Source organism: Streptomyces sp. NBC_00620 (assembly GCF_026341825.1).
In the GTDB taxonomy this organism is placed as follows: domain Bacteria; phylum Actinomycetota; class Actinomycetes; order Streptomycetales; family Streptomycetaceae; genus Streptomyces.
Genome location: NZ_JAPENY010000002.1, coordinates 2,626,028 through 2,639,865 on the forward strand (window position 1 = coordinate 2,626,028; position 13,838 = coordinate 2,639,865).

At 71.3% G+C, this 13,838-nt stretch carries 12 protein-coding genes and 1 pseudogene; 9 read left to right on the forward strand and 4 right to left on the reverse strand.

The window, feature by feature from the left end:
• The first annotated feature begins 1 nt into the window (after position 1).
• Positions 2–703, forward strand: coding sequence for a ribonuclease H (locus OG246_RS31095; RefSeq protein WP_266471037.1), 702 nt, complete (start codon positions 2–4; stop codon positions 701–703).
• Positions 704–714: 11 nt separating this feature from the next.
• Here the strand turns inward: OG246_RS31095 and OG246_RS31100 are convergent, their stop codons facing one another.
• Both OG246_RS31100 and OG246_RS31105 read right to left on the reverse strand, forming a co-directional pair.
• Positions 715–1,539, reverse strand: a complete 825-nt coding sequence (locus OG246_RS31100; RefSeq protein WP_266470630.1) for a tyrosinase family protein — start codon at positions 1,537–1,539, stop codon at positions 715–717.
• Positions 1,540–1,572: 33 nt separating this feature from the next.
• Entirely contained in the window at positions 1,573–1,941 is a 369-nt protein-coding gene (locus OG246_RS31105) for a tyrosinase cofactor (protein WP_266470633.1), read from the reverse strand.
• Between the two features lie 196 nt (positions 1,942–2,137).
• Between OG246_RS31105 and OG246_RS31110 the strand changes: the two genes are divergently transcribed.
• The 3 genes from OG246_RS31110 (at position 2,138) to OG246_RS31120 (ending at position 5,474) form a co-directional block, all read left to right on the forward strand.
• Positions 2,138–3,340, forward strand: coding sequence for an FAD-dependent monooxygenase (locus OG246_RS31110; protein WP_266470636.1), 1,203 nt, complete (start codon positions 2,138–2,140; stop codon positions 3,338–3,340).
• A gap of 89 nt (positions 3,341–3,429) precedes the next feature.
• On the forward strand, positions 3,430–4,875 hold the full coding sequence (locus OG246_RS31115; protein ID WP_266470639.1) for an MFS transporter: 1,446 nt from the start codon (positions 3,430–3,432) through the stop codon (positions 4,873–4,875).
• A complete protein-coding gene (locus tag OG246_RS31120; RefSeq protein WP_266470641.1) occupies positions 4,872–5,474 on the forward strand; it encodes a TetR family transcriptional regulator in 603 nt (200 codons plus the stop codon). The genes OG246_RS31115 and OG246_RS31120 overlap by 4 nt, the downstream gene beginning before the upstream one ends.
• A gap of 11 nt (positions 5,475–5,485) precedes the next feature.
• On the opposite strand, the gene OG246_RS31125 is transcribed toward OG246_RS31120, so the two are convergent.
• Positions 5,486–6,112, reverse strand: coding sequence for an alpha-ketoglutarate-dependent dioxygenase AlkB (locus tag OG246_RS31125; RefSeq protein WP_266470643.1), 627 nt, complete (start codon positions 6,110–6,112; stop codon positions 5,486–5,488).
• 164 nt (positions 6,113–6,276) lie between these two features.
• On the opposite strand from OG246_RS31125, the gene OG246_RS31130 reads away from it, so the two are divergent.
• Together OG246_RS31130 and OG246_RS31135 are read left to right on the forward strand one after the other, a co-directional pair.
• Positions 6,277–7,467, forward strand: coding sequence for an NAD(P)/FAD-dependent oxidoreductase (locus OG246_RS31130; RefSeq protein WP_266470646.1), 1,191 nt, complete (start codon positions 6,277–6,279; stop codon positions 7,465–7,467).
• 10 nt (positions 7,468–7,477) lie between these two features.
• Positions 7,478–8,416 (forward strand): sigma-70 family RNA polymerase sigma factor, encoded by a 939-nt coding sequence (locus OG246_RS31135; RefSeq protein ID WP_266470650.1) that lies wholly within the window; start codon positions 7,478–7,480, stop codon positions 8,414–8,416.
• 41 nt (positions 8,417–8,457) lie between these two features.
• On the opposite strand, the pseudogene OG246_RS31140 reads toward OG246_RS31135, so the two are convergent.
• Positions 8,458–9,347 (reverse strand): annotated as a pseudogene (locus tag OG246_RS31140) (aminoglycoside phosphotransferase family protein).
• 313 nt (positions 9,348–9,660) lie between these two features.
• Here OG246_RS31140 and OG246_RS31145 point away from each other — a divergent pair.
• The 3 genes from OG246_RS31145 to OG246_RS31155 all read left to right on the forward strand — a co-directional run bounded on the left by OG246_RS31145 (position 9,661) and on the right by OG246_RS31155 (position 13,821).
• Entirely contained in the window at positions 9,661–10,776 is a 1,116-nt protein-coding gene (locus OG246_RS31145; RefSeq protein ID WP_266471039.1) for a tetratricopeptide repeat protein, read from the forward strand.
• Entirely contained in the window at positions 10,773–11,837 is a 1,065-nt protein-coding gene (locus tag OG246_RS31150) for a polyprenyl synthetase family protein (RefSeq protein WP_266470653.1), read from the forward strand. Before OG246_RS31145 ends, OG246_RS31150 begins: the two co-directional genes overlap by 4 nt.
• Before the next feature lie 217 nt (positions 11,838–12,054).
• Complete coding sequence (locus tag OG246_RS31155; protein ID WP_266470655.1) at positions 12,055–13,821, forward strand: M4 family metallopeptidase; 1,767 nt, start codon at positions 12,055–12,057, stop codon at positions 13,819–13,821.
• Positions 13,822–13,838: the final 17 nt, after the last annotated feature.

The window sequence follows — 13,838 nt, forward strand, 5'->3', positions numbered from 1 at the left end:
CATCATCGGGGCCATGCCTGAACGTGTTGTGGCCGCCTGTGACGGGGCGTCGAAGGGGAACCCGGGACCCGCCGGATGGGCCTGGGTCGTGGCCGACGGTGACGAGACCCCCACCCGGTGGGAGGCCGGCCCGCTGGGCACCGCGACGAACAATGTCGCCGAACTCACCGCGCTGGAGCGCCTGTTGACGGCGATCGCCCCGGACGTCCCGCTGGAGATCCGGATGGACTCCCAGTACGCGATGAAGGCCGTCACCACCTGGCTGCCCGGCTGGAAGCGCAAGGGCTGGAAGACGGCCTCCGGCAAGCCCGTCGCCAACCAGGAACTGGTCGCCCGCATCGACGAACTCCTCACCGGACGCACCGTCGAGTTCCGCTACGTCCCCGCGCACCAGGTCGACGGCGACCGCCTCAACGACTTCGCCGACCGGGCCGCGAGCCAGGCGGCGATCGTCCAGGAGCCCGCGGGCAGCGACCTCGGTTCTCCCCAGCCGCCGCCCGCTCCCGACACCGTCCCGGCCGCCGCGCGCCGCCGCGCCCCCGCGAAGACCGCGAAGCAGAGCGGCCCGGCCCGCACGATCAAGGCGAAGTTCCCCGGCCGTTGCCTGTGCGGACGCTCCTACGCGGCGGGTGAGCCCATCGCCAAGAACGGCTCCGGCTGGGGACACCCCGAGTGCCGTACGACGGAGACCGCCGACGCGTAGCGGTCAGACTTTCAGGCCGTGTCGAACGTGTAGTGCGCCGTGTGATCCAGCAGTTCGGCCGGCCGCACGTCGTTCCACGGCTTCATGGTCTCGTCGAGGTCGACGACGTCCGGGGTCCCGCCCAGCGGCAGATAGCTGGAGCCGGGGTGGCGGCGCTGCCAGTCGGCCCACAGCTTGTCTATGAAGGCGTGGTGGAGCCAGAACACCGGGTCGTTGGGGGAGACGCCGGTGGCCATCTGGCCGCCCACCCAGACATGGACCCGGTTGTGCAGGTTGACGCCCCGCCAGCCTTCGAGGTGGTTGCGGAAACCGTCCGAGGCGCTGTTCCACGGCGCCATGTCGTAGGTCTCCATCGCGAGCACGGACTCCACCTCGGCGCGGGTGGGCAGCTCCCGGGCGCTCCCGCCGAGCGACCTGCGCAGGTAGGTGCGGCTGTCGACGCGCACGCTGATCGGCCAGTTGCCGGCCGAGGCCGCGAAGGGTCCGTCCATCACCTGGCCGTCCCGGCTGCGCCCGGTGCCGCCGAGGAAGTCGGGCGCCCACAGGGATGCGCGAGTCGTGCGGTCGGTGCTCCAGTCCCAGTACGGCAGGGCGACGGCGGGGTCGACCGACTGCAGTGCCTGCTCGAACTCGATGAGGAATCTGCGGTGCCAGGGGAGGAACGACGGTGAACGGTGGCCCGTCCGTTCGCCGTTGTCCGTGTCGCCGACGATGAACGCGTTGTGTGTCGTGACGAAGTCGTCGTAGCGGCCACTGCGCTTGAGCTGCACCAGCGCGTCGGTGAAACGCCGCTTCTCGTCTGCGGTCAGGCTCGCCTGGTTCTTGCGTACGGTCATGTGCGGGACTCCACAGTCTGCTTGCGGGGCGGGTCAGTTGGCGTCGAACGGGACGAGCGGGGCCCCTTGCAGTTCCACGACCGCGGCGCGGGCGGCGGCGCGCGGGGTGGCCACCGGGTCGTAGTGGCTGACGACGCTGATCCAGCTGCCGTCGGCGTTGCGCATCACATGCAGCTCCACGCCGTCGATGAACACGGCGTAGCCGGCGCCGTGGTGGTGTCCGCTCCCGCTGGTGGGACGGCCGGTTATGCGGCGGCCCCGGTAGACCTCGTCGAAGGCCTCGGGCCTGGTGTGGTCGTGTCCGGCGGCGGTGGCCGTCGGTGCACTGAGGGACTGGGAAGCAGCCACGGCGGCCAGCGTGGCCGCCGCACCCAGGGCATGGCGACGGGTGAGTTCCGGCATACGAAGTCCTCCTGTATCGGGCTCTGTTGAACGACTCGGTATGCCTATCGGTTCGTCAGAGGGTGGGAGAAATCGTCGAATGTCGGTTGGCTGTGATCCGGACAATTAAGCAAATGTCGTGCGCACCATGACCCGCAGCCCTCCCCTGTTACTCTTCGCAGTCAATTGACCGCAATGTGCAACAGAGGGAGTGCGCGTGAAGATCGCGTGCGTCGGTGGCGGACCCGCCGGCCTGTACTTCTCGATCCTGATGAAGCGCCAGGACCCGTCCCACGACATCACCGTCTACGAACGGAATCCGGCCGGGTCGACCTACGGCTGGGGAGTGACGTACTGGGCGGGCCTGCTCGACAAACTCAGCGAAGGCGACCCCGAGTCCGCGCGCGCCGTCAGTGAGAACTCGGTCCGCTGGAGCGAGGGGGTCGCCCAGGTGGGCGAGAGCAGGACCGTCCACCCCGGCGACGAGGGGTTCGGAATCGGCCGCCGCCGACTGCTCGACCTGCTCGCCGAACGGGCCGAATCTCTCGGCGTGCGCGTCGAGTTCGAGCACGAGGTGACCGCCGACCGGCTGCCCGACGTCGATCTCGTCGTCGCGGGCGACGGAGTCAACAGCGCCCTGCGGGAGCGCCATGCCGACCACTTCGGCAGTGACATCGCGCTGGGGCGGAACGTCTACAGCTGGCTCGGCACCACCAAGGTCTTCGACTCCTTCACCTTCTCCTTCGTGGAGACCGATCATGGCTGGATCTGGTGCTACGCCTACCCGTTCAGCGCGGAGCACAGCACCTGCGTCGTCGAGTGCTCTCCCGAGACCTGGACCGGTATCGGGCTCGACACGGCGAGCGAGGGTGACGGTCTCGCCCTTCTCGAGAAGCTCTTCGCCGACCTCCTGGACGGGCACGGGCTGATCGGGCGGGCGCAGAGCGACGGCAGCGCGCAGTGGCTGAACTTCCGCACCCTGACCAACCGGACCTGGCGCCGAGGCAACCTCGTCCTGATCGGCGACGCCGCCCACACCACGCACTACTCGATCGGCGCGGGCACCACCCTCGCTCTGGAGGACGCCCTCTCGCTGGCCGGAGCGCTGCGCGAGATCCCGGAGCTGGACGCCGCCCTCGCCCACTACGAGCAGGAGCGCAGGGCCGCGCTCCTGTCGATCCAGAGCGCGGCCCGCCACAGTGCCCAGTGGTACGAGAACCTCCCGCGCTACATCCACCTCCCGCCGGCGCAGATGTTCGCCCTGCTCGGCCAGCGCCATTCGCCGCTGCTGCCGTACATCCCGCCGCAGCTGTACTACCGGATCGACCGCGCGGCCGGACAGCTGGAGGCACTGCGCCGGTTCAAGCGCTGGCTGGGTCCGCGGCTGGCGCGAACGGTGCAGGCCCGCACTCAGCGGTAGCCGTCCACGACCGGGCTTCTTTGGTGAATAGCGATTCACTAGCTATGGTGAATTGCTATTCACCTATTTTTTGGACTCCTGGAGTACCCATGGCGGCTCTGCGTGAGCGATTGACGGTCCCGGTGCTCGCGTTCGGCGCGATCGTCATGGCCGTCACACAGACGGTGGTGGTGCCGCTGCTGCCGGACCTTCCCCGGCTGACGGGCGCCTCGGCGGGCGCGGTCTCCTGGATGGTGACGGCCACCCTGCTTGCCGGAGCGGTGCTCACTCCCGTCCTCGGCCGGGCGGGAGACATGTACGGCAAGCGGCGCGTACTGCTGATCGCCTTCGGGCTGATGACGCTGGGCTCGCTCGTGTGCGCCGTCACGTCCGACATCGGCATATTGATCGCGGCGCGTGCTCTGCAGGGCGCGGCGGCGGCCGTCGTGCCGCTGTCGATCAGCATCCTGCGGGACGAACTGCCGCCGGAGCGCACGGGCAGCGCGGTGGCGATGATGAGCTCCACCCTGGGCATCGGCGCCGCCCTCGGCCTGCCGCTCGCCGCGCTGATCGTCCAGTACGCCAACTGGCACGTCATGTTCTGGGCGACGGCCGCACTCGGCGCCCTCGGTCTCGCGCTCGCCTCGTGGGCGGTGCGCGAGTCGCCCGTCCGCGAGCCGGGCCGCTTCGACACGCTGGGCGCGCTGGGTCTCGCCGCGGGCCTGGTCTGTCTGCTCCTTGGCGTATCGCAGGGCGGCCAGTGGGGTTGGGGCAGCCCTCGGATCCTGGGCCTGTTCGTGGCCTGCGCGGTCGTCCTGACCCTGTGGTGGGTGCAGCAGCGTCGCGCCGAACGGCCCCTGGTCGACCTGAAGTTGGCCACCCGCCCGCGCGTCGCGCTGCCGCACGTGGCGGCGCTTCTGACCGGCTTCGCCTTCTACTCGAACACCCTGGTGACCGCACAACTCGTGCAGGCGCCCGAGGCCACCGGCTACGGGCTCGGGCTGTCCATCGTGGCTACCGGCCTGTGCCTGCTGCCCGGCGGTGTGACCATGCTGTTGCTCTCGCCCGTCTCGGCGCGCATCTCCACCAACCGCGGCCCGCGTGTGACGCTGGCCATCGGCGCCGGGGTCATCGCCCTCGGCTATGTCCTGCGCATCGCGGACAGCCGCGACCTGTGGGCGATCATCCTGGGTGCCACGGTCGTGTCGATCGGAACGACCTTCGCCTACTCGGCCCTGCCCACCCTCATCATCCGCGCCGTGCCCGCCGGGCAGACCGCGTCCGCGAACGGCGTCAACGTCCTGATGCGGACCATCGGCCAGGCCGTGTGCAGCGCCGCCGTCGCCGCCGTGCTCGTCCACCACACCAGCCTCATCGGCGGCGCCCCGGTGCCCACGCTGCACGGCTATCTGCTGGCCTTCGCCATGGCGGGTACGGTCGCCCTGGTGGCCTGCGCCGCCGCGCTCGCGATACCCGCCGACCCCGCCTCCCGTGACACCGAACGTGCCCGCGACCGTACCGAAGTGTCCCGCGACGAGGCACTCGAAGGAGCATGAGTACCGTGACCACCCCGCCCCCCGGTCTCACGGCATCCGCCGCCGCGCCGCGCCGCGACGCCGAGGCGACGAAGGCGGCCATCCTCCGCGCGGCCCGCCATCTGCTGGCCCGCCGCGCCCACGCGGACATCACGCTCAAGGCGGTCGCCGACCGGGCCGGGGTGAGCCCGCCGCTGATCCTCAAGTACTTCGGAAACAAGGACGCGCTGTTCGCGCGTGTCATGTCCTTCGACTCCGACACGGCCGCGCTGCTGGACGCGCCGCTGGAGGACCTCGGCCGGCACATGGTCCGCCATCTGCTGGTCGGCCAGACCGAGCGCGGCGCCGATCCCATCCTGCGGATCGTCTTCGCCCCGCTCCAGGGCGAGCAGGGCGACATACTGCGCGCCAACTTCCGCACCCAGGTCAGCGACCGGCTCGCCGAACGCCTCACCGGCCCCGACGCGGGCCTGCGCGCCGAACTCGCCGTCAGCACGCTGCTCGGCCTCGGCGTCATGTACGGCATCGCCCGCGGCACCAGTCTGCGTGCGACCGCGATCGAGGACATCGTCGACCGGTACGGCCCGACAGTGCAGGCCCACCTCACGCGCCCGGTGTGAGGAGCTGCGGCTCAGTTCACCCCGTGCGGGCGGAACTGGACGCTGATCCGAGGTCCCGCCGCCCGCGCCGACTTGGGGATGGCGTGCTCCCAGGTGCGCTGGCAGGAGCCGCCCATCACGATCAGGTCGCCGTGCCCGAGAGGGCGCCGCACGGTGTCTCCTCCGTTGCGCGGACGCAGCAGCAGATCGCGCGGGGCGCCCACGGAGAGGATGGCGACCATGGTGTCCTCGCGCGCGCCACGCCCGATCCGGTCCCCGTGCCAGGCCACGCTGTCGCGGCCGTCGCGGTAGTAGCAGAGCCCGGCCGTGGTGAACGGTTCACCGAGCTCGGCGGCGTAGTGGGCGGACAGCGCATCCCGCGCCTCGTCGAGAACCGGATGCGGCAGCGCGTCGCCGCCGGCGTAATAGGCGAGCAGTCTCGGTACGTCCACCACCTGCTCGTACATCTGCCGCCGCTCGGCCCGCCACGGCACGTCGGAGAGGAGCCGATCGAACAGGGCGTCGGCCCCGCCGAGCCACCCGGGCAGCAGGTCGATCCAGGCGCCGTGGCCCAGCGCGGTCCGGCGCATCCCCTTCAGCGGGGTGAGGTGCGGCTCGTCGGTCTGGTCGAAGAGGGAGCCCTGGAGGTGCGTGGACATGGATCCAGCGTACCTCCGTAATCGAATATATGTTCCATGCGTCAGGGGGGGGCAGGAGGCTCACTTCGACGCCTGGTTCGGTGACCCGCGTCACATCTGGCTCCTGTCAGCAATCGGGGCGCCGTCTCGTTCAAGGGGCACGCGAACGAGACAGGAGCAACGCCATGAAGCACCGCATCGTCGTACTCGGCGCCGGATATGCCGGGGCCTTCGCCGCCGGGAACCTGGCCCGCCGGCTCTCGGCCGCCGACATCGAGATCACCGTCGTGAACGCCGTGCCCGACTTCGTCGAGCGGATGCGGCTCCACCAGCTCGCGATCGGCCATGACATCGCGTTCCGCAGGCTCGCGGACGTCTTCGCGGGCACCGGGGTGCGGCTGCGCCTGGTGCGCGTCACCGGCGTCGACCCCGAGCGCAGGACCGTCGCCGTGACCGGCGAGGACGGCGACGGCGAGCTCGCGTACGACACGCTTCTCTACGCGCTCGGCAGCTCCGTGGCACGCCACGGCGTCCCCGGCGTGGCCGAGTACGCCTTCGATGTGACCGGCCGGTCCTCGGCGCTGCGTCTGCGCGAGCGCCTGGCCGGCCTGGGCGGGGGCGGCACCGTGCTGGTCGTCGGTGAGGGGCTGACCGGCATCGAGACCGCCACCGAGTTCGCCGAGTCCCGGCCCGACCTCTCGGTCGCGCTCGCCGCGCGCGGCGAGCTGGGCGCCTGGCTCTCCCCGAAGGCCCGCCGTCACCTGCGCCAGGCCTTCGACCGGCTCGGCATCACCGTCCATGAGCACACCGGCATCGAAGCCGTCGAGCCGGCACGGGCGATCGCCGCGGACGGTACGTCCATCCCGGCCGATGTGACCGTGTGGGCGGCCGGGTTCGCCGTGCACCCCATCGCGGCCGCAAGCGGCCTGGAGGTCGCCGACACCGGCCAGATCGTCGTCGACCGCACCATGCGCTCGGTCTCGCACCCGGACGTCTACGCCGCCGGTGACTGCGCCTACGCGATCGGCGACAACGGCCGGCTGCTGCCGATGTCCTGCGGCTCGGCCGGCTACACCAACATGCAGGCGACCGCCGCGATCATCGCGCGCCTGACGGGCAGCGAGGTCCCGACCACCGGGCTGAAGTACTACGGCAACCACATCAGCCTCGGCCGGCGGGACGCGATCTTCCAGATGGTGGACGGGGACGTCCGGTCGAAGTCCTGGTACCTGGGCGGCAAGGCCGCCGCGCGGCTCAAGTCGGGCGTGCTCAAGGCGTCCGGGTGGAGCATCGCCCACCCGACCTTCGGCCTGCCGAAGCGCAAGCGCCGCCTGGCCACCGCGCCAGACCGGGTCGACGCGAGGGTCGCCGCATAGGCTGTTCCGCATGGACAGCGCGGCCCTCGATCGGTTCGAGGCCAGTCGGGGCAGGCTGGCCTCTCTGGCGTACCGTCTGCTCGGCTCGGCCGCCGACGCCGAGGACGCCGTGCAGGACACGTTCTTGCGCTGGCAGGCCGCGGACCGCGAACGGGTGGAGGTGCCGGAGGCGTGGCTGACCAGGGTCGTCACCAATCTCTGCCTCGACCGGCTCCGCTCGGCGCGGGCGCGCCACGAGCGAGCGGCCGGTGCCTGGCTGCCCGAGCCACTTCTCGAGGGCGACCCGATGCTCGGCCCGGCCGACACCTTCGAGCAGCGCGAATCGGTGTCCCTGGCCGTACTGGCCCTCTTGGAGCGCCTCTCGCCGGTCGAGCGGGCCGTCTACGTCCTGCGTGAGGCCTTCTCGTACAGCCATGCGGAGATCGCCGGGATCCTCGACATCACCGAGTCCGCGAGCCAGCAGCATGTCCACCGGGCCCGGTTCCGGGTCGCCGCCGAGCGCCGCCGCGGAGGTGAGGCCGACCCCGCATCTGCGCGCCGGGTCGTCGCGGAGTTCCTCGTCGCTGCCACGTCGGGGCGCACCGAACGGCTGGTGGCGCTGCTCACCGACGATGTGACGGCGGTCTCGGACGGCGCAGGACTGGGCCGGCGGCTGTTGCGGTACGAGACGCGTGAGCGGGTCGCCTCTTTCGTGCGGGGCGGCTTCAAGCCCACACCGGCGAAGCGGCGGCTGGCCGGCGGCTCGCCCGCGATCCACATCGCGCTGGTCAACGGCTCCCCGGCCGTCCTCGCCGTCGTCGACGACCGGGTCGTGGGCATCGTGGCGTTCGAAGTCAGCGACGGCAAGGTCGCGTCCCTGCGCGGCATCGCCGCCGCGGACCGGCTCGCGCGCCTCAACGAGACCTGGCGCCAGCGCGAACCCGACGAGCCGGTCATCGACGCATGGTGACCCCGAATCGGACGCAGCTCGGACATCGCTAGAACTCACCTTCACTCGGGATCGGCGAGGACCTCGCGGATCACGTGCTCGGCGTTGGCGGCCATCACGGGGTTCGTCGTGCGGTAGTACGGGAGCTGGTTCAGGGCCATGGACAGGGCCCAGCCGCGGCCGCGTGCCCAGGTGGCGTCGTCGGCGCCTGTCGCGTGCCGGAAGGCGGGTCTCGCCCCGGCGGGGAGAAGGTTCCAGGCGGGGATGAGGTCACAGGCCGGGTCGCCGGTGCCGAGGGTGCCGAAGTCGAGGACGGCGCTGAGGCGGCCCTGGCGGGTGAGGAGGTTCATCGGCATCAGGTCGGAATGGAGCCACACGTCCTGCCCGGTCCAGAGGGGAGCCGACAGCGCCGCCTCCCAGGCCGTCGTGGCGGCGGATGTGTCGATCATGCCGTCCAGTTCGCCGAGCGAGGAGCGCGTCTCGTCGTCCACGGATGCCAGCTGTCCGCCCCGGTAGGCGGGCGGCCCGCCCGGCAGGTCCACCCGCCACAGCGCGGCGACGAAGAGACCGAGATCGGCGGCCAGCCCGTCCGCGTCGGTGAGGCGGTCCGGCGCGGGGAGTTCGCCCCCGAGCCAGCGGAGCACGCTCCAGGACCACGGGTATCCCTCGCCGGGCACTCCGGTCGCGAGGATCTCGGGAACGGCGAACGGAAGCAGCGGAGCGAGGAGCGGTAGCCACCGTCCCTCCTTCTCCACGTCGCCGGCGCCCTCCGGGACGCGGGGGAGGCGACGGCCATGTCGTCGCCGAGCCGGTAGAGGGCGTTGACGGTCCCGGACGACGTGACGCGTTTGAGCGGCAGGCCGGCCCAGCGGGGGAACTGCGCTGCCAGCAACCGCCGTACGAGCGAGTCGTCGATCGGCACTTCGTGGGCGTGCATGGGGCCTGCGGACATCAGCGCCTGCTCTCGGGGTCGAAGGTCAACGACCGCAATCCTGCGGCTGGTTCGGGCTTCTTCACAACGCCAGGCAACCCTGCGGCCACCGGCGTCGTCTTGATCGACAACGAGTGGGCGGCGCGCCGACCGTACCGAGCAGTGGATTCCCGGACGGATTTCCGGATGGAAATCCGATGCACTATACGCTCTGTGTATACATGGTGCGTATACGTGAGGTGTATAGGCACTGGTCTCGCGCGCCGGCCCCGACAAGCCAGCACCACTGGTCAGCGCTCCGACGCGTCGACCGGTGGCAGACCGAAAGGCATCCATGTACGGCAAGGCCTTCGCCCCGGAGTACCAGGGCGCATTGACCACCCTGTCCGTGAACTCCTCACTGACCGATGTCCTCGCGGCCGGTACCGAGCAACTCCGCGAGGCCGAGCGCGTGGGCGCCCGGGCCGAAGCGGCGCGTTCGGGGCTCGCGGTCGCCGAGGCGCACCGGCGTCTGGGACAGGTGGCGGACGCCGACCGGGCGTGGAAGGCGAGTTATCGCACCGCTCGCGAGGCGGGGGACGAGGGGGCGATGGCGTGGGCGCTGTGGAGCGGCGGCACGCTGGCCAGGCAGCGCGGCGCGTTCCCGCTGGCATGGCGGCTGCTGCGGCTGGCCGCCGAACTCGGCGAGCACGCCGGGGACGTCGTGGTGCGCGGCTACTCCCTGGCGGGGCTGGCGGAGACCGGCCGCATCCAGGGCGACTACGGGGCCGTGACCGAACTGCACGAACAACTCCTGGCCGAGGCCCGCAAGCGCGGCGAGGCCCGCCACACCGTATGGGCCCTGGAGGGCATCGCGCAGATACACCGCAACACCGGCGCCTACGACACGGCGTACGCCATGTTCGAGGAGGCGGCCCAGATCGCCGCACGGGCCGAGGACCGGCGCGGTCACGCCTGGGCCCTGCGCGGGCTCGCGGACATCGTCTCCGTACGCGACCAGGACCCCGATCGCGCGCTGGAGCTGCTGAGCGAGGCGGAGGCGTCCTGCCGTGCGATGAACCTGTCCGGTGCGCTCGCCTACAACCACAAGATGCGCGGCAACGTCCTTTACCGGGCCGGGCGTTACGAGCAGGCGCGAGACGTCTACGCACAGGCGCTGGCGGAGTTCGAGGCGATGAGCGAGCCCCGCGGGCAGGCCCTTGCCCGACTCGGCCTGGTCAAGTCCCTGGCCCGCCTCGGCCGCGACCGCGCCGAGACCGCCACGGATCTGGCCGAACTGGCCCGCGTACTGGAGAGCATCGGACTGCGCCACGCCGGGCGGATGGTCGAGCGGGCACGGACGGAACTCGGCCTCGGTCTCCTGCCGTCCGCCGTGCAGGGCACGGGCGCGGATGACGTGGACGTCATGGCCCACTCGGCCGACGGCGCAGGCACGGAGGTCGCACGATGACGCTCCTGTCCGCGTCCCGGCAGTCACCGCCGGACGCCCCCGCCGCCCCGCAGATCCTGCACCGCTGCCGCGAACTCGTTGCCCCCGCAATGGTGGAGGCGATCGGCGGACTGCACCCCTGGGTGGCGGAGATGGCCGGATACGCGCTGGGCCGCTGCGAGGTGGGCGGCGCCCCCGCGACTCACAGCCAGGGCAAGGGCGTCCGGCAGGCGCTGGCCGTCCTGGGTGCGGAGGCGGCCGGCGCCCCCGCCGACGCGGGTGTGCCGGGCGCGGTCGCCGTGGAACTGGTGCACACCTTCTCGCTGTTGCACGACGACATCATGGACGGCGACGCACTGCGCCGGGGCCGCCCCGCGGTGTGGAAGGCGTACGGCACGGGCCCCGCCGTGCTCGCGGGGGACGCGCTGTTCGCCCTGGCCGTGCAGACCCTCACCGCGGCGCCCGCGACTTCGCATGGTGCCGCCGCCGTACGCCATCTGACCACGGCCCTCGGCGATCTGGTCCGTGGCCAGGCGGACGACCTGCTGTTCGCCCACCGGCCCTGGACCGGCCCGGACGCGGTGGACGTGGGGGAGTACGAGCGGATGGCCGAGCACAAGACCGGCGCCCTGCTCGGCTGTGCACTGGCCCTGGGGGCTCAACTGGCGGGAGCGCCACGGGAGACGGCGCAGGCTCTGGACAGGGCCGGACGTCATCTGGGCGTGGCCTTCCAGATCGCTGACGACCTGCTGGGCATCTGGGGAGACCCGGCGGTCACCGGCAAACCGGTCCACAGTGATCTGCGGCAGGGAAAGAAGACACTCCCGGTCCTCGCGGCCCTGCACGGACCCGACCACCGCGCACTGGCCGAACTCCTCGCCTCCCGGGCCGCCCTCGACGACACCGCCGTCCGCCGGGCCGCGACGCTCGTCGAGCAGGCGGGCGGCCGTTCCGCCGCCCTGCGCGAAGCCCGGCGTCATCTCGGCGCCGCGCACACGCTCCTGGCGAGCGCGCCCCTCGCGCCGCGCCCCGCCCGTGACCTGCGCACCTTGCTGTCGTCGCTCGCTCACCGCGTGATCTGACACGACATCGCCTCCGGTCCCGCCCGCCTGAACTCCATCGTGGGCCGGAGGCGCGCTGCGACCTCGGTCACATGCACGTGTCAACGCACCCCACCAGGCAACCTCCCCATCTCCTCGAACATCTGTCGCCCCGGGGCCCGACAGTCCCCACGGCGCTCAACGGTGCCGTGCGTCAGGGCGGTTGGCGACCCCGGCCGCCCCTGTTCGAAGGAAAACAGTGCGTAGACCCCACATACGCCGCGTGGCGATCGCCGTCGCGGTGACGACGGCCGTCACGCTCCCGACCGGCCCCGCCTTCGCGGCCGCGCCCGACTCGTCGGTACGCATCGCGGCTTCGGCCTCATCACCGGTGGACGCCGCCCGGGCGGCCGCGTTCGCCCACGCGTCGGCCACCGGCGTCGGTCAAGGTGACACCCTGCAGGCCAAGGACGTCATGACGGATCCGGACGGCAAGCAGCACGTCCGCTTCGTCCGCACCCACCTCGGTATGCCGGTCCTCGGCGGCGACCTGGTCGTCCACCTCGGCAAGCAGTCCGACTACCTCGGCGTGACCCGGGCCGCCGACCATGCCGTCGAGCCGGCCACCACCGAGGCGAAGCTGACGCCGCAGCAGGCAGAGCAGAAGGCCGCCGCGGTCGCGAAGGGCGACGCGGGCGCCGCCGAGCTCGTCGTCGACGCCCGTGACGGCGCGGCCGCACTCGCCTACCAGGTGCGGGTGACGGACAGCGACACGGCCGAGGCCGGCGGCTCGCGCACGGTAGTGGTGGACGCCCGGTCCGGCCGGATACGCAGCAACACTCCCGACAGCGACGAGTTCATCTCGCCGACCCTGGGAGAGACGCTGCGCGAGCGTGGCGAGCAGCTGAACCCCGAGACGGGCACGTCGGCCCGGCCGACCGGACTACTCGGCGCGACAGCTGCCACGACGTACCCCGTCAAGGCCACCGGCACCGGCGCCTCCCTCTTCGCCGGCAAGGTGACGCTGACCACCACCCGTACCGCGCGCACCAGTTACCTCCTCAAGGACCCCACCCGGTGGAACACCGAGACCCGGGACGCCAGAGGCCAGGAACTGGAAGCCTTCGCGCGCGGCAAGAAGTTCACCGACGCCGACAACAAATGGGGCAACGGGGCCACTTCCAGCCGGGTCACCGCCGCGGTCGACGCCCAGTACGGCATCACCAAGACCCTGGACTTCTACAAGGCGACCTTCGGCCGCAAGGGCATCAAGAACAACAGCGCCGGCGCCCGCGCGATGGTCCACTTCGGCAACAAGGTCGGCAACGCCTTCTGGGACTCGACGTGTGGCTGCATGCTGTACGGCGACGGAGACGGCGACATGCTCAAGAAGCCGCTGGTCGTCCTCGACGTCACAGGGCACGAGCTGACCCACGGCGTCGTCGACGCGACCGCCGCCCTCGAACCCACCCGCGTGGACCAGGACGGCAACCAGTACGGCGAGCCGGGCTCGCTGAACGAGTCCCTCGCCGACATCTTCGGCTCGGCGGTCGAGTTCTCCGCCAACAACCCCAAGAACCCGCCCAATTACCTGGTGGGCGAGAAGCTCGGGCTGGCGCAGAAGTTCCTGCGCCGCCTCGACCAACCGTCCCTGGACAAGCTGGAAGGCGCCGTCGACTACTGGTCGCCCGAGGTCTACGACACCGAGGTCCACGCGGGCTCCGGCGTCTCCTCGCACGCCTACTACCTGCTCGCCGAGGGCAGCGGCAGGAAGACGATCGGCAGCGTCACGTACGACTCGCCCACGTACGACGGTTCGCGGGTGACCGGCATCGGACGTGCCAAGGCCACGGCGATCTTCTACCGCGCGCTCACCCGCTACATGGTCTCCACGACCGACTTCCACGACGCGCGGAAGGCCACGCTCAAGGCCGCCGCCGACATGTACGGAGCGAGCAGCACGGAGTACAAGACGGTGGCCAAGGCCTGGGCCGCGGTCAATGTCACCGCTGCCAACGGGCGGTAACGGAAGACATGAGGGTG

Coding starts and splice junctions, on each gene's coding strand:
- OG246_RS31100 (WP_266470630.1), bottom strand. CDS start 1,539: ATGACCGTACGCAAGAACCAGGCGAGCCTGACCGCAGACGAGAAGCGG.
- OG246_RS31105 (WP_266470633.1), bottom strand. CDS start 1,941: ATGCCGGAACTCACCCGTCGCCATGCCCTGGGTGCGGCGGCCACGCTG.
- OG246_RS31115 (WP_266470639.1), top strand. CDS start 3,430: ATGGCGGCTCTGCGTGAGCGATTGACGGTCCCGGTGCTCGCGTTCGGC.
- OG246_RS31120 (WP_266470641.1), top strand. CDS start 4,872: ATGAGTACCGTGACCACCCCGCCCCCCGGTCTCACGGCATCCGCCGCC.
- OG246_RS31125 (WP_266470643.1), bottom strand. CDS start 6,112: ATGTCCACGCACCTCCAGGGCTCCCTCTTCGACCAGACCGACGAGCCG.
- OG246_RS31130 (WP_266470646.1), top strand. CDS start 6,277: ATGAAGCACCGCATCGTCGTACTCGGCGCCGGATATGCCGGGGCCTTC.
- OG246_RS31135 (WP_266470650.1), top strand. CDS start 7,478: ATGGACAGCGCGGCCCTCGATCGGTTCGAGGCCAGTCGGGGCAGGCTG.
- OG246_RS31145 (WP_266471039.1), top strand. CDS start 9,661: ATGTACGGCAAGGCCTTCGCCCCGGAGTACCAGGGCGCATTGACCACC.
- OG246_RS31150 (WP_266470653.1), top strand. CDS start 10,773: ATGACGCTCCTGTCCGCGTCCCGGCAGTCACCGCCGGACGCCCCCGCC.